18 protein-coding genes and 3 pseudogenes are annotated in these 18,903 nt (G+C 58.7%); 13 read left to right on the top strand and 8 right to left on the bottom strand.

Features of this window, described 5'->3' with window-relative positions; genetic code table 11:
• Nucleotides 1-34: 34 nt before the first annotated feature.
• A complete protein-coding gene (locus AB3G88_RS21675) occupies nt 35-661 on the bottom strand; it encodes a TetR/AcrR family transcriptional regulator (protein WP_099585393.1) in 627 nt (208 codons plus the stop codon).
• Nucleotides 662-783: 122 nt separating this feature from the next.
• Between AB3G88_RS21675 and AB3G88_RS21670 the strand changes: the two genes are divergently transcribed.
• The 3 genes from AB3G88_RS21670 to AB3G88_RS21660 all read left to right on the top strand — a co-directional run bounded on the left by AB3G88_RS21670 (nt 784) and on the right by AB3G88_RS21660 (nt 4,345).
• A complete protein-coding gene (locus tag AB3G88_RS21670; RefSeq protein ID WP_480451600.1) occupies nt 784-1,845 on the top strand; it encodes an MBL fold metallo-hydrolase in 1,062 nt (353 codons plus the stop codon).
• Nucleotides 1,846-2,243: 398 nt separating this feature from the next.
• Entirely contained in the window at nt 2,244-2,702 is a 459-nt protein-coding gene (locus AB3G88_RS21665) for a hypothetical protein (RefSeq protein WP_256673675.1), read from the top strand.
• A 137-nt stretch (nt 2,703-2,839) separates the two neighbouring features.
• Entirely contained in the window at nt 2,840-4,345 is a 1,506-nt protein-coding gene (locus tag AB3G88_RS21660; RefSeq protein WP_480451598.1) for an amidase family protein, read from the top strand.
• 24 nt (nt 4,346-4,369) lie between these two features.
• Here AB3G88_RS21660 and AB3G88_RS21655 read toward each other — a convergent pair whose 3' ends face one another.
• The 3 genes and pseudogenes from AB3G88_RS21655 to AB3G88_RS21645 all read right to left on the bottom strand — a co-directional run.
• Nucleotides 4,370-4,750, bottom strand: coding sequence for a helix-turn-helix domain-containing protein (locus tag AB3G88_RS21655; protein ID WP_099585390.1), 381 nt, complete (start codon nt 4,748-4,750; stop codon nt 4,370-4,372).
• A 180-nt stretch (nt 4,751-4,930) separates the two neighbouring features.
• The gene (locus AB3G88_RS21650; RefSeq protein WP_480451595.1) at nt 4,931-5,875 is read right to left on the bottom strand and encodes a hypothetical protein; all 945 of its coding nucleotides are present in this window, start codon (nt 5,873-5,875) and stop codon (nt 4,931-4,933) included.
• A 54-nt stretch (nt 5,876-5,929) separates the two neighbouring features.
• Nucleotides 5,930-6,312, bottom strand: a pseudogene (locus AB3G88_RS21645) (MFS transporter); the annotation flags it as partial.
• Nucleotides 6,313-6,444: 132 nt separating this feature from the next.
• Between AB3G88_RS21645 and AB3G88_RS21640 the strand changes: the two are divergent.
• The 3 genes and pseudogenes from AB3G88_RS21640 to vapC all read left to right on the top strand — a co-directional run.
• Nucleotides 6,445-6,696: pseudogene (locus AB3G88_RS21640) on the top strand (LysR substrate-binding domain-containing protein); the annotation flags it as partial.
• Nucleotides 6,697-6,854: 158 nt separating this feature from the next.
• Entirely contained in the window at nt 6,855-7,085 is a 231-nt protein-coding gene (gene vapB / locus AB3G88_RS21635; RefSeq protein WP_191960426.1) for a type II toxin-antitoxin system VapB family antitoxin, read from the top strand.
• On the top strand, nt 7,085-7,483 hold the full coding sequence (gene vapC / locus AB3G88_RS21630; protein WP_480451593.1) for a type II toxin-antitoxin system tRNA(fMet)-specific endonuclease VapC: 399 nt from the start codon (nt 7,085-7,087) through the stop codon (nt 7,481-7,483). Before vapB ends, vapC begins: the two co-directional genes overlap by 1 nt.
• 127 nt (nt 7,484-7,610) lie before the next feature.
• Here vapC and AB3G88_RS21625 read toward each other — a convergent pair whose 3' ends face one another.
• The 4 genes and pseudogenes from AB3G88_RS21625 to AB3G88_RS21610 form a co-directional block, all read right to left on the bottom strand.
• Nucleotides 7,611-8,258: an HAD-IB family hydrolase gene (locus tag AB3G88_RS21625; RefSeq protein ID WP_191947398.1), complete on the bottom strand. Its 648-nt coding sequence runs from the start codon at nt 8,256-8,258 to the stop codon at nt 7,611-7,613.
• A 71-nt stretch (nt 8,259-8,329) separates the two neighbouring features.
• A pseudogene (locus AB3G88_RS21620) lies at nt 8,330-8,503 on the bottom strand (HNH endonuclease); the annotation flags it as partial.
• Between the two features lie 62 nt (nt 8,504-8,565).
• Nucleotides 8,566-9,816: a ribonucleotide-diphosphate reductase subunit beta gene (locus AB3G88_RS21615; RefSeq protein WP_480451591.1), complete on the bottom strand. Its 1,251-nt coding sequence runs from the start codon at nt 9,814-9,816 to the stop codon at nt 8,566-8,568.
• Between the two features lie 474 nt (nt 9,817-10,290).
• Nucleotides 10,291-10,560: a DUF2790 domain-containing protein gene (locus AB3G88_RS21610; RefSeq protein ID WP_099587215.1), complete on the bottom strand. Its 270-nt coding sequence runs from the start codon at nt 10,558-10,560 to the stop codon at nt 10,291-10,293.
• 413 nt (nt 10,561-10,973) lie between these two features.
• On the opposite strand from AB3G88_RS21610, the gene acs reads away from it, so the two are divergent.
• From acs to AB3G88_RS21575, 7 genes are all read left to right on the top strand, one after another.
• A complete protein-coding gene (gene acs, locus AB3G88_RS21605) occupies nt 10,974-12,929 on the top strand; it encodes an acetate--CoA ligase (RefSeq protein WP_099587214.1) in 1,956 nt (651 codons plus the stop codon).
• A gap of 696 nt (nt 12,930-13,625) precedes the next feature.
• Nucleotides 13,626-14,411 (top strand): L-arginine-binding protein AotJ, encoded by a 786-nt coding sequence (locus AB3G88_RS21600; RefSeq protein ID WP_099587213.1) that lies wholly within the window; start codon nt 13,626-13,628, stop codon nt 14,409-14,411.
• 91 nt (nt 14,412-14,502) lie between these two features.
• Nucleotides 14,503-15,192, top strand: coding sequence for an ABC transporter permease (locus AB3G88_RS21595; protein ID WP_032886746.1), 690 nt, complete (start codon nt 14,503-14,505; stop codon nt 15,190-15,192).
• A complete protein-coding gene (locus AB3G88_RS21590; protein WP_099587212.1) occupies nt 15,189-15,887 on the top strand; it encodes an ABC transporter permease in 699 nt (232 codons plus the stop codon). The genes AB3G88_RS21595 and AB3G88_RS21590 overlap by 4 nt, the downstream gene beginning before the upstream one ends.
• A gap of 1 nt (nt 15,888) precedes the next feature.
• Entirely contained in the window at nt 15,889-17,001 is a 1,113-nt protein-coding gene (locus AB3G88_RS21585; protein ID WP_480451588.1) for a succinylglutamate desuccinylase/aspartoacylase family protein, read from the top strand.
• 27 nt (nt 17,002-17,028) lie between these two features.
• Nucleotides 17,029-17,793: an ABC transporter ATP-binding protein gene (locus tag AB3G88_RS21580; protein WP_090400457.1), complete on the top strand. Its 765-nt coding sequence runs from the start codon at nt 17,029-17,031 to the stop codon at nt 17,791-17,793.
• Nucleotides 17,794-17,919: 126 nt separating this feature from the next.
• Nucleotides 17,920-18,900, top strand: coding sequence for a GlxA family transcriptional regulator (locus tag AB3G88_RS21575; RefSeq protein ID WP_099587210.1), 981 nt, complete (start codon nt 17,920-17,922; stop codon nt 18,898-18,900).
• Nucleotides 18,901-18,903: the final 3 nt, after the last annotated feature.

Below are 18,903 nucleotides of genomic sequence, written 5' to 3'. Positions count from 1 at the left end.
AAAACGACCATAAGTGTCGCTTAGGCAACAGGCATTACGGTGCAGGCATGGGCCTGACTTCGTAGCCAGCCAGGAACAGGTCAATGGCGGACTCGATCACACGGGCCTGGTTCTCGACATCCAGTGTCGGCTGGCCGAGGGTGATCTGCGGCCAGAACGCGAAGGCTTTGAGCAGGCTCTGGATCTGGTGCGCGGCAAACGCCGGGTCGGTACAGGAGAGGCGGCCGTCTTCCTGGGCGGCGCGTACCCACTGGGTGAAGCCTTCTTCGCGCTGGCTCAGGCGGGTGACCATGTCTTGCGCACGTTCCGGCGAATGGATGGTGGCGGCGATGGCGACTCGGGCGAGGTCAAGGAAGTTGGCGTCCGCCATCATCTTCATCTTTGCCTCCAGCAATCCGCGTAATTGCTCACGCAGCGGGCGGTCACTGGCGTAGCAGACATCGAGTTGGGCGACGCTGCTCGCCCAGAGCTGGTGAAGAATTTCGGCGAACAACTCTTCCTTGCTGGGAAAATGGTTGTACACCGTGCGCTTGGAAACCCCGGCGGTGGCGGCGATCTTGTCCATGCTGGTGACCTCGAAACCGTTATCGCGAAACTCAGCGATGGCCGCCGCCACGATGGCTTGGCGTTTGCGGTCAGTGAGGCGTTGAGGGGCAGTCATGGATGGCGCTCGGCTCTTGAAGGAAAATTACACTCGGTAGTTTACTTGCTCCCGGTTTTGTTGCAATCTTGAAACTACACTGTGCAGTGTAATTTATGCGCGGACCTAGGAGTCACTCTGCAATGGCCACCCACTCACCCCGTGTCGACCGCGCGCCTGCAGCGCTCAAGCCTGCCGAGCAGGGCAAGACGCACTTCAGCAACGAGGCCCCAGTGCAACACGGCGGGCTTGGCAAAACGTTACGTATCTTCTGGAACATGTTGTTTAACAAACCACGCACCACGCGGCCGGTGGGGACGATCCCGGTACAACCGCTGACCCGCGAGCAACTGCTGGCGGCACCCGATCACAGCGTGTTTCGCCTGGGGCATTCCACCGTATTGCTGAAAATGCGCGGCAAGTTCTGGGTGACCGATCCGGTATTCGCCGAGCGTGCCTCGCCGTTCAGTTGGGCCGGCCCCAAGCGCTTCCATCAGCCGCCGATCAGTCTTGAAGCGCTGCCTGATCTGGAAGCGGTGATTCTTTCCCACAACCATTACGACCATCTTGACCGCAGGGCTGTCGTCCAATTGGCCGCCAAGACCCGTTACTTTCTCGCGCCGCTCGGCGTGGGTGACATTCTGGTCAAGTGGGGCGTCGACGTCAGCAAGGTTCGCCAGTTGGACTGGTGGCAAGGGGTCGAGGTTGAGGGCATCCGTTTTGTGGCCACGCCGGCGCAGCATTTTTCTGGGCGTGGCTTGTTTGATGCCAACCAGACCCTGTGGTGTTCATGGGTGATGATTGATGGCGCACGGCGGATCTTTTTCAGCGGCGACACCGGTTATTTCGATGGCTTCAAGCGCATCGGCGAGCAGTACGGCCCGTTCGATCTGACGTTGATGGAAACCGGTGCTTACAACGTTGACTGGCCCCACGTGCACATGCAACCGGAACAAACCCTGCAAGCGCATATCGACCTCAAGGGGCGCTGGCTGCTGCCGATCCACAACGGTACGTTCGACCTGGCGTTTCATGCCTGGCATGAACCGTTTGACCGCATCATGGCGCTGGCTTGGGAGCGCAATGTGTCGATTACTACGCCTGCCATGGGCCAGGCGTTCAGCTTGAATCAGCCTGAGCGTGGGTCTGCCTGGTGGCTGGAAGTAGAGACGCGAAAAGATTCACAAGAGCGCCTTTTGAGCTGATGGAGGAGGTGTGGGAAAAAGGAGTTTTCAGGTTGTTTCAGGGCTGCGACACACGCCAGCGAAGGATGCGATGATCCCCGGAAATTGACGGTTCTGGGGGCGTTCTGATGGAAAGCAAATGTAGTAAAAATCCGCGAATGGCGGCGACTTGCCTGCTGGGGCAGCCGGTGGCTGCGCTTACGGATATGGCAGGTCGGGCGCCGGCCTGTTCCCCTCCGCCCGCCGATCAAACCCCTCCCCGCAGCATCGCTTTTGGTGGCGATCAACACCTTCAAGTCCATCCCAAGGATGGTGTTTTGATACCCGGCTATAACGTACCGGCACTCCCTATCAAACCCGTGCGCGACCCCGCGTTGACGCTGATTGCCTTGAGTGGCATCGAACCTGAGGGACCGGTAATGGTAGAGGTGCCTCTGGTGCAGAACAACAGCACCTTTACCCCCGACAGCGCGCTGGCTGGTCGACGCGTTGGTTTTGCCGACCGGTATGGACGCGGCGGTGAACATGAACCCATCAAGCACCGGGCACCGTTCACGCGAGCGTTGGCACTGTTACGACAGGCCGGGGTGCTGCTGCTGCCGGTGCCAGCACAACGGGTCGATGACTCGCTGCAATTCGACCTGCACACGCGCAATGAAATCGATGACCTTATGAATGAGTACCGGCTGGATGCGCTGGTGTCTGACAGTCAGAGTGCCGCGTTCCATGGGGCCTGCTGGAGCGGATACCCGAGGCTGGGTGAGCCATTGGGGGAGGGGACTACGTTGTGGTTCTACGGGGCGCGATGGTCGAAGGATTCGCTGGCTACCCTGGTGCAGGGCTATCGCAGTGTGCGTGGCCTGGCGGATGCACAGTAGGGGCTACCTACGGTGATGAACAATCCTACGTGATGAGTTACCTGCGTCATGCAGGCTGGGCTGAGGGAAGTTTTTAGACTGGCGCAAGGGTCAACGGTGATCCTGCGTTATTTCAGATTCTTCCCTAGAGGTCGTTCATGTTTGGTATTGGTTATGGTGTGAGCAGGTTCGTAAACCACGCAGCCTCCTGGATGGTGCTTCAGTCGACAGATGTGGCGCCAAAACCGGTGCCGCCAGGAACGGAATACGCCAGTGTTCGCGAGCTCAGTGAACACATGGCCCGGCCAGGTGGGCTGACCTCGAAAGACGTGGTCAGTTTTCTGCAAACGCGTATTCGAGAACGCGACCCTGCATTAAACGCGATCATCGAACTCAACCCCCAAGCGCTGGAGATTGCTCGCGAACTGGACCTTGAACGCGCCAACGGCAAGGTGCGGGGACCACTGCACGGCATTCCGGTGCTCCTCAAGGACAACATCGAGACAGGCGACACCCAGCAAACCAGTGCAGGCGCCTATGGATTGGTGGGCGCCGCTGCGACTAAGGATGCGTTTATCGTCGAGCGCCTGCGTGAGCAAGGCGCAGTTATCCTGGGTAAAACCAACCTGACTGAACTGGCCGGCTTTCGCGGCTGCCCCGATGGTTTCAGCCAGCGGGGCGGGCAAACGTTCAATCCTCATCAGGCGGATGCAGAGGTCGGTGGGTCAAGCTCAGGCTCGGCTGTCGCGGTCGCCGCGGGCTTTGCACCCTTGGCCGTTGGGACTGAAACCAATGGTTCGATCATCGTACCGGCGGCGTTTAACGGCGTGGTCGGTTTGAAACCCAGCGTGGGCTTGTTGAGCCGCAGCGGCATCATTCCGGCCAGCCATCGACAGGATACGCCGGGGCCCATGACGCGCTCGGTATTTGATGCTGCGCTGATGCTCAACGTCATGTCAGGCAACGACCCTCAGGATGCCCAGAACGCGAATGCCCCAACAGCAATTGACTACACGGCGCTGCTAAAGCCTGGCGCCTTGAAGGATAAGCGCATCGGTTTTCCCGCGACCTTTTCCGCGAATGGTGAAAGCTCGGCGGTGGACGATAGCCCACAGTTCAAGAAAACCCTCGAAGTACTTCGCGCACAAGGTGCCGTACTGGTACCGGTGAACTTGCGGATAGCGGACTCCACAGGTTATGACGAGTTGCTGCTTGCCGATGTAAAGGATGAACTGAATGAATACCTGGAAAAGCGCAATGGGTTGCCGGTCAAGTCAGTGTCCGAGTTGATCCAGTTCAATGAGCAGCATGATGGCACCGAGACTGACCACCAGCCTGTACTCAGGGATATCGATGCGTCCACCTTGACGGCCGAGGAACGCAAGCCTCTATGGGATGCCCTTATCCAGGGTTTTCGAAGCACCGTGGATGAGTTGATTGACGGGCAAAAGCTCGACGCCATGGTGTCGGACTTCGAAACGAACAGCTACTTTGCGGTTGCCGTCGCCGGCTATCCAGGGATTTCGGTCCCTTCCGGCAAGGATGAGCGGGGCGCGCCAACCAGTGCGTACTTCTTTGGGGCCCGCTGGACCGAACCCACGCTGCTGGCCGTGGCCCATGGTTACGAAGAGGCCGCGAAAGAACATCCCAAGGTCGGACGCTAAGTCTCGGTATTGGCTTGCCCGACCCTATGCACCATTGGGTTGGGCAGTGGCCGAGTCGATTGATACGCTAGTTGAACTCATCAACCGAGACATGATGCCCCGTGCCATGGGTTCAGCTGGAGCGGTGTCAAAGCGGCGCGCACTCATTCCCCACCCCGGCGCAAACCCCGGGAAAAACACCAGCCCTTCCGCTTCCAGCCGAAACGCCAGGATCAAACGGGTTTCATCATCCACCTCGCCCTGGCTTTCAAGCTGTTGAACCAACTCCACAGCCACGCCCGCGTGACGGGCCAGGTCTTGCCTGCTCCAGCCCAGCATCGCGCGGGCCTGTGCACTGTGCTTGGCGGTGAATTGGTGCAGGACGATCTGCTGTTCTACGAAAGAGCTCATTGCCAGGGAGGACATGGGGTTTCTCCAGGGTTCGACGGGGGAGGACAAACTATACTGTGTTTTTGTACAGTTGTTTTGACCGCTCATCAACTGGATTTTTTTGCTGTCCTCTGTGCGGGCTTTTACCCAGCGCTGGACTGAGGGGGTTTTGAACATCGCATTGAAGCGGCGCTCACACTGAATGTGCTGATGCCTTCAGAGTCCCGGCGCCTCTCGGATAATCAGGTGATCCAGGTTCTCGATATTCGCGCTGAACACCCCGAACGATTGCTCGGGGTTCTTCTTGCTGGGCACGTGTTTCAGCTCCGGCGTCACCCCGTAGAAGAAGCAATACAGCGTCCGCTCACTGTCCACCGCCGCCTTGATCTGCTCCAGGAACGCCGTGCGCTTGCGGTAGTTTTCGATAAGTTTTTTGCTCAGGTAGACATTGACCGAGTAGGGCTTCTTGTCGAGCCATACCTTCTTCTCGAAGTCGATGCGAAAGCTGCTGGTGTAATCCTTGATCGCCTTGATCTTGCCCCAGTAGATCAGACCCTTGTTGTCTTGCAGGTATTCGATCTTCTTGAAAAACGTCCAGTAGGTCGCGGTGTGCTCGCCGATTTTCAGCGGCATGCGCTTGAGCGTGTCTTTGTCGTCGATATTGGACACAAAGCATTCCACCGGGTGGGCGAATACGCTGGTTTTATCCGGGGTGGTGTCGCTGCTGCTGGCAGATGGGCCGGCGAGGTTTGAAGGAGTTTTCGCAGGCTCCTGTGGGATCTGCGCCTCAGCGCCGGCCACCGGCGTGCTGCGCGGGTACGTCCGTCGAGTCAGTAAAAATTCCGACGGGAAATGGTCCTCGCGCTCGTCATCGGTTTCATCGGTAGCGCCCTTGTGCGTGCTGGCGTAGCGGCACCCTTCGATATGCCGGGTGCTGGTCTTGTTCTTGAAATGTGGCGTGCGCACGTAGTTGACGTTTTTTGCATTGAACGTGCTCAACGCATTGCCCGTATCGAATGCCGCTCGGCACGTATCGTTGGGGCAGAGGAAACTGTCCTTGTCGGAGTCGTAGGCAGCGGTTTCGTCGAAATTCAGGTCTCGTACGTCGTAGATCGACAGCTTGTCATCGAGACTCAGGCTGTAGGCCGTGTCGAATTTCATGGGGCTCGGGTCCGTGAGAAGTTTCGCTATTAATAGCGGGATCCCACGTAAATATCAGCAAGAACCTGCAACCCGCCGCCCACTCAAGAAACATAAGGTGCCACCCACCGCCGTCAATGCACCCAACGCATAGAACATGCTCGTGGGCGCCGCATTGATCAGCAAGTAACCACAAATCACCGGACTCATCGCCCCGCCAAACGCCGCCAGGTTCTGGGCGCCGTAGTAACTGCCGCGCAGGGCATCTGGGGCGATGGTGTCGATGAACAGGTACTCCGAGGGATAGATGATCATCTCACCCAAGGTGAACACGAACATCGCCAGGCACCAGGTGAGCAGGCTGTTTGCCTGGCTGAAGCCGATCAGCCTCGCAATGAACAGCACGGTTCCCAGCAGGATCCAGTAGCGCAGCCGTTCACGCTTGAGAACCGGCCGATCAGGAACAGCGCCGACGCGGCTTCGGTGATCACCAGGGTCAGGGTGGTGAGGTAGAGGTTGCTGGCAAAGGTTAGCAACAGAAAACCAATGGCGCTGAATAGCATGGCCAGCAAGGGGCTGGTCATTGCGACGACAGCCAGTTCGCCTTGGCCTCGCAGGTCGAAGCCGTCGCCATCCTGGTCCTGACTGGCCGCTTCCTCGGCTTCCTGCCGGAACGCTACGCCGCGCCCTTGGTAAGGGAAGGGCGCCTGCGCGCACTGTGCCCGGAGCAGGTCCACCTGAGCACCGCGTTCAACCTGATCCTGCGCCACAACGCGCCACGAAGCCCGATGGTAAGAGCCTTCGCCACAGCCTTGGGCGTGGACCTCAAAGCTACGACATAGCTCTCCCGAGCTACACAGATCAAATGTAGGACGTGTCGAGCTTTAGCGAGGCTTTGATGGGATCGACGTTCGACCAGTAACGAAATGTATATCCCATTGACATATCCATTTCGTGGTGTAGCGTTGCGTAATCACACGACCACTGGAGGTAGGCCATTATGGACCAAGGTTCTGTATTTCAAAGCAACCGCAGCCAAGCTGTACGTTTGCCAAAGGCTGCTGCGCTGCCGGATGACGTAAAACGTGTAGATATCGTCTCAATCGGTAGGGCCCGAATCATCACCCCAGCCGGTGAATCATGGGACAGCTGGTTCGATGGCGAGGGTGTCACGCCGGACTTCATGAACGACCGAGATCAGCCTGCTGACCAAGAGCGGGAATCTTTTTAATGCTCAAGTTCATGCTCGATACCAACATCTGTATCTTCACAATCAAAAACAGACCCCAGCAGGTGCGCGAAACATTCAAAAAACACTATGGCCAACTAGCTATCAGTACCGTAACCCTGATGGAACTGATTTGCGGCGCGGAAAAATCACCTAACCCAGAGCGAAACTTGGCTGATATCGAAGGCTTTGCAGCACGTCTGGAAGTTTTGAAATACGACCAGGATGCCGCTATGCACACAGGCCAACTTCGTGCTGAGCTAGCGAGAGCTGGTGCTCCGATAGGTTCATACGACCAGATGATCGCTGGGCATGCCCGTTCGCAGGGCCTGATTATGGTCACTAACAACCGGCGCGAGTTCGACCGCGTGCCAGGTTTGCGGGTAGAAGATTGGGTGTAAGCGGCGTGTTAAAACGCGGTGCCGAATACGGCTTACGCACCACGCCGATCCAAATGTGGGAACTGTCGAGCCCAGCGGGGCTGCGAAGGGATCGACTCGGTGTTCCAGCCGATCCCAATTAACCCCATCACCGCTGCAACCGAGCCCGCTTTTTCTTCTTCGCATGAAAATGCCGAAAATGCGCATCCTGCGCCGCCGCCAGCAACTCCCGATCCCCACGCGTGTCGCCCCAGGCCCGCAGCCGATACTCGCCTAAGTCGCCATACACCGCTTCAAGCCGCAACACCTTGTTCTCACACCGGCAATTATTCCCGGTGAGCTTGCCGGTCAACACCCCGTCGACCACCTCAAGCTCAGTGCCAATCAACTTGATACCCAGCCGATCCGCAAACGGCTGCAACACCAATGCCGGCGACGCCGAACACAGCGTCACCACGGCGCCCGAACCCAGCTCCTGCTCCACCGACAACACCCCCGCCGGGCGCATCAACCGCGCCCAATTGCGCTGGCAATACTCCTCGGCCTTCTGCTGCACCCACGCCTTCTCCACCCCAGTCATAAAGGTGCGGATCAACTGAGCCTTCAACTCATCCCGGCTGATCTGCCGCACCAAAAAGCGCAGCCCCGGCACCGCCAGCTTGACCATCCGGCCATAGAACTCGCCGGGGCCAAAGGCAAACTTGAGGAAGGGCACGAAACTGTCGTGGTGAGTGAGGGTGCCGTCGAAGTCAAAGACGGAGAGTACTTTGGCGTCGATGGGGCCGGCTTCGAGCATGTCTGGGTTCACGGGTTGGCCTCGGTCCTTTCTAGTATTTTTTAGTGCGCATCAGCTGTGACAGCAGGAGTCTACTCCCGTGCCAATCTTCCGATTTTGGCGTAAAGCCCTTCGGTGAAAGCCTCCCGGTCACTCGACCGGTGACAACGCTGATGGCAATTGGGGCACAAGGCTACAGCATTGGAGGTTCGATCCGAACCCTTCTGGGCGAGGTGCTTGATGTGATGTACTTCAAGAAATGCCAATTCACTGAGCATAAAAAAGCCCCGATCAGGTCAGGGCTTTTATGGTGACAGTCGCTAAGGAATCAATCCCAGCTCAACGCGCCGCCGGTCTGGTACTCAATCACGCGAGTCTCAAAGAAATTCTTCTCTTTCTTCAAGTCCATGATCTCACTCATCCACGGGAACGGATTCGTCGTCCCCGGATACTCTTCCTTCAACCCAATCTGCGACAGACGACGGTTCGCGATGAACTTGAGGTAGTCCTCCATCATCGCCGCATTCATCCCCAACACCCCACGCGGCATGGTGTCGCGCGCGTATTCGATCTCCAACTGAGTCCCTTGCAGGATCATCTGGGTCGCTTCTTCCTTCATCTCGGCATCCCACAAATGTGGGTTTTCGATTTTGATCTGGTTGATTACGTCGATACCGAAGTTCAGGTGCATCGACTCGTCACGCAGGATGTACTGGAACTGTTCCGCCACGCCGGTCATTTTGTTGCGACGGCCCATGGACAGGATCTGGGTGAAGCCGCAATAGAAGAAGATGCCTTCCAGCACGCAGTAGTAGGCGACCAGGTTGCGCAGCAGCTCTTTGTCGGTCTCGACGGTGCCGGTTTCGAACTTCGGATCGGAGATGGAGCGGGTGTACTTCAGGCCCCAGGCTGCCTTTTTGGCGACCGATGGGATCTCGTGGTACATGTTGAAGATCTCGCCTTCATCCATGGCCAGCGATTCGATGCAGTACTGGTAGGCGTGGGTGTGGATCGCTTCTTCGAAGGCCTGGCGCAGGATGTACTGGCGGCACTCCGGGTTGGTGATCAGGCGGTACACGGCCAGGACCAGGTTGTTGGCGACCAGGGAGTCGGCGGTGGAGAAGAAGCCCAGGTTGCGCATGACGATGCGACGCTCGTCGTCGGTCAGGCCTTCGGGGTTTTTCCACAGGGCGATGTCGGCGGTCATGTTGACCTCTTGCGGCATCCAGTGGTTGGCGCAGCCGTCGAGGTACTTCTGCCAGGCCCAGTCGTACTTGAAGGGTACGAGTTGGTTGAGGTCGGCGCGGCAGTTGATCATGCGCTTTTCGTCAACGGCGACGCGGGCGGCGGAGCCTTCGAGTTCGGCGAGGCCTTCGGCGACGTCGAGTTTGTCCAGGGCGGCCTTGGCGCGCACGATGGCGGCGGAGTCAGTCGCGGTGACGGCGCGGGCTTCGATGGCGGCAGCAGCGCCGGCACCGTCGAGGCGGTCCATGTTGGCTTCGGTGGCGTGGCCGGCGTTGGCGCCTTTGGTGGCTACTTCGCCTTCTTCTTCTTTGTCGAATTCGTCCCAGCTCAGCATGACGTGTCGTCTCCTGCGTGAGGGCTCAAAGGTGCCCGTGTGAAACCGGATGGTTGGGTGTTCACACGACCCTCAGGCCGCGGTGGTTCTTTAAAGGAATCGTTTGTTGCAACAGCTCGCGCAGGCAAATAAACGCAATTGGGTAACGGGTTCTGCGTGAGGCTTGAGGTGCGGAGCGCTAGGTGCATGCTCCAGCGGAGGCCTCAGGTCTGGCTCTTCGTCCCTGTGTAAAGGGATATTGCAGGCCCGATTTACCCGCGCATTATAGGGAAAAATTCGGCTTTGTGTTGCGGCGGATGGTCTCGGATCGCAGACAAAAAGCCTGCTTTTCGGGCCAAGTCGCGAGTTTGTTGGGGTTGGTTGAAGGGACGAGCGGCAGGATTTTTTTCGAGGGGGCGATGAGGGGAGGGAGGACCGGCTCTTTGCCGCAAGAACGATTTCTTGCGGCGAATAAGAATCCAACTTCAGACGTTATTACCCGTTAGAGCAGCCATTGCCCATGATCTTGTAATTAAGAATATGGCGCTGACCGTGGGAATCTTCATATTCCATCTTGGCCGGTACAACTTCACATACATTCGGAACTTCACTCATGGACACCACTTTGGCAACGTCCAAGTGGGTGCTGTAGGTGTAATCCTCAACAATCGGGGCGTTGTGGCCGGCCAGCTCGGTCGGGGCTTCGTCGGCCAGGGCGGCGGTGGCGCACAAGCTGCTGAGGGCCATAACTACGAGAGCTTTCATTTCTGTACTTACCTTCTTCAGGGCGAAAGGGGTCACGTGGCCCTTGTGAGGCCGCGTGTGTAACTTAGGATTGGTTAGTTGCGATTAACGTTGCCTTCGTGGGGGCTGTTACGTTGTTAATCACTGCTGTGTAAACCACAGTGCCTTGGTTGGCGGAGTTGATTTTAGGCCTGCGGGTTATATTCATATACCCGTGCTTTTGATAAACACTATTGGCGGTTTTTGTAACAATCCCGTGGTAAAGGTTTTTTCACACAACGACAAAAGCCTTGCAGGCCGTAGGCCAGAGGCCTGTCAGTCGATACCAGGGCAATGTGTAGGGGCTTGTTACTACCATCGTCGAATGGTTCTATGGGGCCGCCCCGGCTACAACAGGGCATACAAAAACAACTATTGTCACCGAGGTAAGAAAGATGAGTGCGGCTTCCCTGTACCCCGTTCGCCCCGAAGTAGCAGCCAACACGCTGACCGATGAGGCGACCTACAAGGCCATGTACCAGCAGTCGGTGGTCAACCCCGACGGTTTCTGGCGTGAGCAAGCCAAGCGCCTCGACTGGATCAAGCCTTTCACCACGGTGAAGCAGACCTCGTTCGACGATCACCATGTCGACATCAAGTGGTTCGCCGATGGCACCCTGAACGTGTCCTACAACTGCCTGGACCGTCATCTCGCCGAGCGTGGCGATCAGATTGCGATCATCTGGGAAGGCGATGACCCGGCCGAGAGCCGCAACATCACTTACCGCGAACTGCATGAGCAAGTCTGCAAGTTCGCCAACGCCCTGCGTGGCCAGGACGTACACCGCGGTGACGTGGTGACTATCTATATGCCGATGATCCCCGAAGCCGTGGTCGCCATGCTGGCGTGTACGCGCATCGGTGCGATTCATTCGGTGGTGTTTGGCGGTTTCTCCCCGGAAGCCCTGGCCGGTCGCATCATCGACTGTAAGTCGAAGGTGGTGATCACTGCCGATGAAGGCATTCGTGCCGGTAAGAAAATCCCACTCAAGGCCAACGTCGACGACGCCCTGACCAACCCGGAAACCAGCAGCATCCAGAAGGTCATCGTGTGCAAGCGCACCAACGGCCAGATCAAGTGGAACCAGCATCGCGACATCTGGTACGAAGACCTGATGAAAGTGGCGGGCACTGTCTGCGCGCCGAAAGAGATGGGCGCCGAAGAAGCGCTGTTCATCCTCTACACCTCCGGTTCCACCGGTAAGCCTAAAGGCGTGCAGCACACCACCGGCGGCTATCTGTTGTACGCCGGCCTGACCCACGAGCGCGTGTTCGACTACCGCCCAGGCGAAATCTACTGGTGCACCGCCGACGTCGGCTGGGTCACTGGCCACACCTATATTGTCTATGGCCCGCTGTCCAACGGCGCGACCACCGTGCTCTTCGAAGGCGTGCCGAACTACCCGGACATCACGCGGGTGGCGAAGATCGTCGATAAGCACAAGGTCAATATCCTCTACACCGCCCCGACCGCAATCCGCGCCATGATGGCCTCGGGCACCGCCGCCGTTGAAGGGGCAGACGGCAGCAGCCTGCGCCTGCTCGGCTCCGTGGGCGAGCCGATCAACCCGGAAGCATGGGATTGGTACTACAAGAACGTCGGCCAATCCCGTTGCCCGATTGTCGACACCTGGTGGCAGACCGAAACCGGCGGCAACATGATGAGCCCGCTGCCAGGCGCCCACGCGCTCAAGCCGGGTTCGGCGGCACGGCCGTTCTTCGGCGTGGTGCCGGCGCTGGTGGATAACCTGGGCAACCTGATCGAAGGCGCTGCCGAAGGTAACCTTGTGATCCTCGATTCGTGGCCGGGTCAGGCGCGTACGCTGTTTGGCGATCACGACCGCTTCGTCGATACCTATTTCAAGACCTTCCGTGGCATGTACTTCACCGGTGATGGCGCGCGCCGTGACGAGGACGGTTACTACTGGATCACGGGGCGTGTGGATGACGTGTTGAACGTATCCGGCCACCGCATGGGCACCGCCGAGATCGAAAGTGCCATGGTTGCCCACCCGAAAGTCGCTGAGGCGGCGGTGGTGGGTGTGCCGCATGACATCAAGGGCCAGGGTATCTATGTGTATGTCACCCTGAAAAATGGCGAAGAGCCGAACGAAGCGTTGCGCCTGGAGCTGAAAAACTGGGTGCGCAAGGAGATCGGGCCGATTGCTTCGCCGGATGTGATCCAGTGGGCGCCGGGCTTGCCGAAGACCCGTTCGGGCAAAATCATGCGCCGTATCCTGCGCAAGATTGCCACGGCTGAGTACGACGGGTTGGGCGATATCTCCACCCTGGCGGATCCGGGTGTGGTGGCGCATTTGATTGAGACGCACAAGACCATGAACGTCGCGTAAGGCGGGTGAGTGGGACAAAGCCCCATCCGGCGTGTGTCGGGTGGGGCTTTTTTGTGGGGTCTTGAAACCAATGTAGATCCAATGTGGGAGGGGGCTTGCCCCCGATTGCAGTGGGTCAGTGCCAAATTAGCCCACTGACACTCCCTCATCGGGGGCAAGCCCCCTCGCACATTTGGATTGCATTCCAAGGTGGGTATGGAGGAGTAGCTGACAGATCTGCATGACCACCAGGCCAATAAATATCGGTTTTTCGCGTAGGAGGTTTCTGAATGTTACCGAGCGGCGCAAATGTGTAACCCCATGCCCAAACATGAGGCAAAGCGCTACGCCCGTGCCCCGAAAAACCCCATTCCAGACACGCCAATAAATAAGATTAAACGCCAGACTTGCCGTGCCAGAAGGGTTTGCGAATAATAGGCCCGCAATTTGCAGGGTCTACAGGTTTAATGTCTTTTGTCCCTGCATAAAATTCAGAGGCTGTCAATGAGCTGGAACCGCTTTCTCGGTGCTTCTGTAAATTGTTGTCGCATTGAGGAAATATCGGCTTCCGGCCTGTCGTTAGAATGCCGATCACTCGCTCGTCGTCGCCGTTGTTGAATTGGTGTAGGACGCAGCACCGCAATTCGGTTTCACCTTCGCCGCATCGTGGGCCATGGCTCATACTGCTGTTTTGCCCTATACCGATGGAGTCCCAAGATGAAGAAACTCGTGCTGTTGGGCGCCCTGGCGCTGTCCGTGCTGTCCATGCAGGCTTTCGCTGAAGGCAAGCCTCTGAAAATTGGTATCGAAGCGGCCTACCCTCCGTTTGCCTCGAAGGCGCCGGATGGCAGCATCGTCGGTTTTGACTACGACATCGGCAACGCCTTGTGCGAAGAGATGCAGGTCAAGTGCACGTGGGTCGAGCAAGAGTTCGACGGTCTGATCCCTGCGCTCAAAGTGCGCAAGATCGACGCGATCCTGTCGTCCATGTCCATCACTGACGACCGCAAGAAGTCCGTGGACTTCACCAACCGCTACTACCTGAGCCCGGCGCAGCTGGTGATGAAGCAAGGCACCACCGTCAGCGATAGCCTGGACGAACTGAAAGGCAAGAAGATCGGCGTGCAGCGCGGTTCGATCCACGACCGTTTCGCCAAGGAAGTCCTGACGCCTAAAGGTGCAACCGTTGTGCCTTACAGCTCGCAGAACGAAATCTACCTGGACGTGGAAGCCGGTCGCCTCGACGGCACCGTGGCGGACGCTACCCTGTTGCAGGAAGGTTTCCTCGACACCCCTGCGGGCAAAGGCTACGCGTTCGTAGGCCCACAGTTCACCGACGTTAAATACTTCGGCGAAGGCATCGGCATCGCGGTACGCAAGGGCGATAAGGAAAACTTGGAGCGCATCAACGCAGCCATTGCCGCGATCCGCGCCAACGGCAAGTACAAGGCTATCCAGGACAAGTACTTCAACTTCGACATTTACGGCCCTGACGCCAAGTAAATCGTCTTAGCTGTCTGTCTGAAATGGCGCAAGCAACAGAATTCCTGCGGTTTGCGCCATTTTTTCATCCCCCTTTTCGAGGACCTGAATCATGTTGAAAGGCTACGGGGCCGTCATCCTCGATGGCGCATGGTTGACGCTTCAGCTCGCCTTGTCGTCCATGGCCTTGGCCATTGTTCTGGGTCTGATCGGGGTCGCGTTACGCCTGTCGCCGGTGCGCTGGTTGGCCTGGCTGGGTGACTTGTATTCCACGGTGATCCGCGGGATCCCCGACCTGGTGCTGATCCTGCTGATTTTCTACGGCGGCCAGGACTTGCTCAACCGCGTCGCGCCGATGCTCGGCTATGACGACTATATCGACTTGAACCCCTTGGCCGCCGGTATCGGCACCCTGGGTTTCATCTTTGGCGCCTACCTCTCGGAAACCTTCCGTGGCGCCTTCATGGCCATTCCCAAGGGCCAGGCCGAAGCCGGGCTTGCGTATGGCATGAGCAGTTTCCAGGTGTTTTTCCGGGTGATGGTGCCGCAGATGATCCGGCTGGCGATCCCTGGTTTCACCAACAACTGGCTGGTCCTCACCAAGGCCACTGCGCTGATTTCGGTGGTGGGCCTGCAAGACATGATGTTCAAGGCCAAGCAGGCGGCAGATGCCACCCGCGAGCCTTTTACCTTCTTCCTCGCAGTGGCGGCGATGTACCTGGTGATCACCAGCGTGTCGTTGCTGGCCCTGCGCTATCTTGAGAAGCGCTACTCGGTAGGCGTAAGGGCGGCTGATCTATGATCTTCGACTACAACGTCATCTGGGAGGCCATGCCGCTGTACCTTGGCGGCCTGCTGACCACCCTGAAACTGCTCGCCATCTCGCTGTTCTTCGGCCTGCTTGCCGCCTTGCCCCTGGGCTTGATGCGTGTGTCCAAGCAACCGGTCGTCAACGGCGCGGCCTGGCTCTATACCTATGTGATCCGCGGCACGCCGATGTTGGTGCAGCTGTTCCTGATCTACTACGGCCTGGCGCAGTTCGAAGCGGTACGCGAGAGCTTTATGTGGCCGCTGCTGTCCAGCGCGACCTTCTGCGCGTGCCTGGCCTTTGCGATCAACACCAGTGCCTACACCGCCGAGATCATTGCCGGCAGCCTCAAGGCCACGCCCAACGGTGAGATCGAAGCGGCCAAGGCCATGGGCATGTCGCGCTACAAACTGTACCGCCGCATCCTATTGCCGTCGGCCCTGCGCCGCGCGCTGCCGCAGTACAGCAATGAGGTGATCATGATGCTGCAGACCACCAGTCTCGCGTCCATCGTCACCCTGATCGACATCACGGGTGCCGCGCGCACGGTGAACGCGCAGTTCTACCTGCCGTTCGAAGCCTATATCACCGCTGGCCTGTTCTACCTGTGCCTGACCTTCATCCTGGTGCGCCTGTTCAAGTTGGCCGAGCGCCGCTGGCTGAGCTACCTGGCTCCACGGAAGCACTGATATGGAACGTATCGATCACCTGTTGCCCTGGGGCCACCTGGGCTGCGAGCGCCAACTGAGCGTGTTCCGTTTCGGCAGCGGCGAGCGCAAGGCCTATATCCAGGCCAGCCTGCACGCCGATGAACTGCCCGGCATGCGCGCTGCTTGGGAGCTGAAAAAACGCCTCACCGAGCTCGAACAGCAAGGCGCCCTCAATGGGGTGATCGAACTCGTGCCGGTGGCCAACCCGATGGGCCTTGGCCAGCTGTTGCAAGGCAGCCATCAGGGGCGTTTCGAGATCGGCAGCGGCAAGAATTTCAACCGCGATTTCGTCGAGTTGAGTGAGCCGGTCGCCGCGTTGCTGCAAGGCAAGCTGGGGGATGATCCTCACGCCAATGTGCGCATGATCCGTCAGGCCATGAGCGACGCACTCAACGCCTTGCCCGCGCCGAGCAGTCAACTGCAAGGCATGCAACGCGTCCTGCTGAGCCACGCCTGCACCGCTGATATCGTTCTCGATCTGCATTGCGACGCCGAAGCCGCGCTGCACATGTACGCGCTGCCCCAGCACTGGCCGCAGTGGCGTTCGTTGTCGGCGCACTTGAATGTGAAAGTCGGTTTGCTTGCGGAAGACTCCGGCGGCAGCTCGTTTGATGAGGCTTGCTCGTTGCCGTGGCTGCGTCTGTCCCGCGCCTTCCCCGACGCGCAGATCCCACTGGCCTGCCTGGCGACGACGCTGGAGTTGGGCGGTCAAGCGGACACTGGCCGTGACGAAGCGATCTTCCACGCCGAAGGCATCCTCGCGTTCCTCGCCGAGCAAGGTCTGATCAAAGGTGAATGGCCGGCGCCGCAGCACGAACCGTGCGAAGGCGTGCCCTTCGAAGGCACCGAATTGCTGTTTGCACCCCACGCCGGGGTAATCAGTTACCTGCGTAGAGCCGGGGACTGGATCGAGAAGGGCGAGCCGATTTTTGAAGTGATTGATCCCCTGGAAGACCGCGTCAGCGTGATCTGCGCTGGCACGTCCGGGGTGTTGTTTGCCGTTGAACGGCTACGTTATGCCCAAGCGGGTTTCTGGCTGGCCAAGGTGGCGGGGCGCGAAGCGCTGCGGCACGGGCGCTTGCTCAACGACTGACCACCTGTTTTTGTGAGAACCGACAGCATGTACAAACTTGAAGTCCAAGACCTGCATAAACGCTATGGCAGTCATGAAGTGCTCAAAGGCGTGTCCCTGGCCGCCGCGGCGGGTGATGTGATCAGCATCATCGGTTCCAGTGGTTCGGGCAAAAGTACCTTTTTGCGCTGCATCAACCTGCTGGAGCAGCCGCATGCCGGCAAGATCCTGCTCAATAACGAAGAGCTGAAGCTGGTGGCCAACAAGGACGGCGCCCTGAAGGCTGCCGACCCGAAACAGTTGCAGCGCATGCGTTCGCGCCTGTCGATGGTGTTCCAGCATTTCAACCTGTGGTCGCACATGACCGCGCTGGAAAACGTCATGGAAGCGCCGGTGCACGTGCTGGGCATGTCGAAGAAAGACGCCCGCGAAAAGGCCGAGCACTACCTGGCCAAGGTCGGCGTGGGCCATCGCAAGGATGCGTTCCCCGGCCATATGTCCGGTGGCGAGCAGCAGCGTGTGGCGATTGCCCGCGCCTTGGCGATGGAGCCGGAGGTGATGCTGTTCGATGAACCCACCTCGGCCCTCGACCCCGAGCTGGTGGGCGAAGTGCTCAAGGTGATGCAGGACCTGGCCCAGGAAGGCCGCACCATGGTGGTGGTGACCCACGAAATGGGCTTTGCCCGTGAAGTGTCCAATCAGTTGGTGTTCCTGCACAAAGGTATTGTCGAGGAGCGTGGCAACCCGCGCGAAGTGCTGGTCAACCCGCAGTCCGAGCGGTTGCAGCAGTTCCTGTCCGGCAGTTTGAAATAGTTTCCCTGTGGGAGGAGGCAAGCCCCCTCCCACATTGATCTTCATCAGTTTTTGAGCTTTGTGTTGGTTTACGGGCTAGCATTGGCCTTTGTCTTCATTACTGTTACTCGCTTCGGATAGCACTCCATGACCGCCCACAAAATTGGTTTCCTGATTTGGCCCAGCACAAAAGCACTCACGCTTGCGCTGGCTGAGGAGGCCTTGCGCGTTGCCCAGCGGGTGCATCCGGATGTGGTCTACGAACTGTCGTTTTTGCTCGCCGAGCCGGCTACCGACGGCGCCTGGCAATTGCCTGGCGAACCTTGGGCCGGCAAGTTGGAAGGTTTCCAGAAACTGTTCCTGCTGGCCGATGAGCCGCCTACCGTCATCGCCTCGCAACTCGGCTCCGCCCTCAAGCAACTGGTGCGTGCCGGGTGTGTAATTGGCGGATTGTCGGCTGGGGTCTACCCGTTGGCGCAACTGGGTCTGCTCGATGGTTATCGCGCCGCCGTGCACTGGCGCTGGCAGGACGACTTTGCCGAGCGCTTCCCCAAGGTTATCGCCACCAGTCATCTGTTCGATTGGGACCGTGATCGCCTGAGCGCCTGTGGCGGCATGTCGGTGCTCGACCTGTTGCTGGCGGTCCTGGCCCGTGACCACGGCGCCGAACTGGCCGGCGCGGTCTCCGAAGAGTTGGTGGTGGAGCGCATCCGCGAAGGCGGCGAGCGCCAACGCATTCCACTGCAAAACCGCCTGGGTTCCAGCCATCCGAAGCTGACCCAGGCGGTGCTGCTGATGGAAGCCAATATCGAAGAGCCGCTGACCACCGACGAAATTGCCCAGCATGTGTGCGTATCCCGACGACAACTGGAGCGAATCTTCAAGCAATACCTCAATCGCGTCCCCAGCCAGTACTACCTGGAGTTGCGCCTGAACAAGGCCCGCCAGATGCTCATGCAGACCAGCAAGTCGATCATCCAGATTGGCCTGTCGTGCGGTTTCTCCTCGGGGCCGCATTTCTCCAGCGCCTACCGTAACTTCTTCGGTGCCACGCCCCGTGAAGACCGCAACCAGCGGCGCAGCAGCAGCCCGTTCGAGTTGTCGTCGGCGCCTTCCGAGCGCGGTTGAAGC

Source organism: Pseudomonas arvensis (genome assembly GCF_056688935.1).
This window is presented reverse-complemented; position numbering and strand designations above follow the sequence as displayed.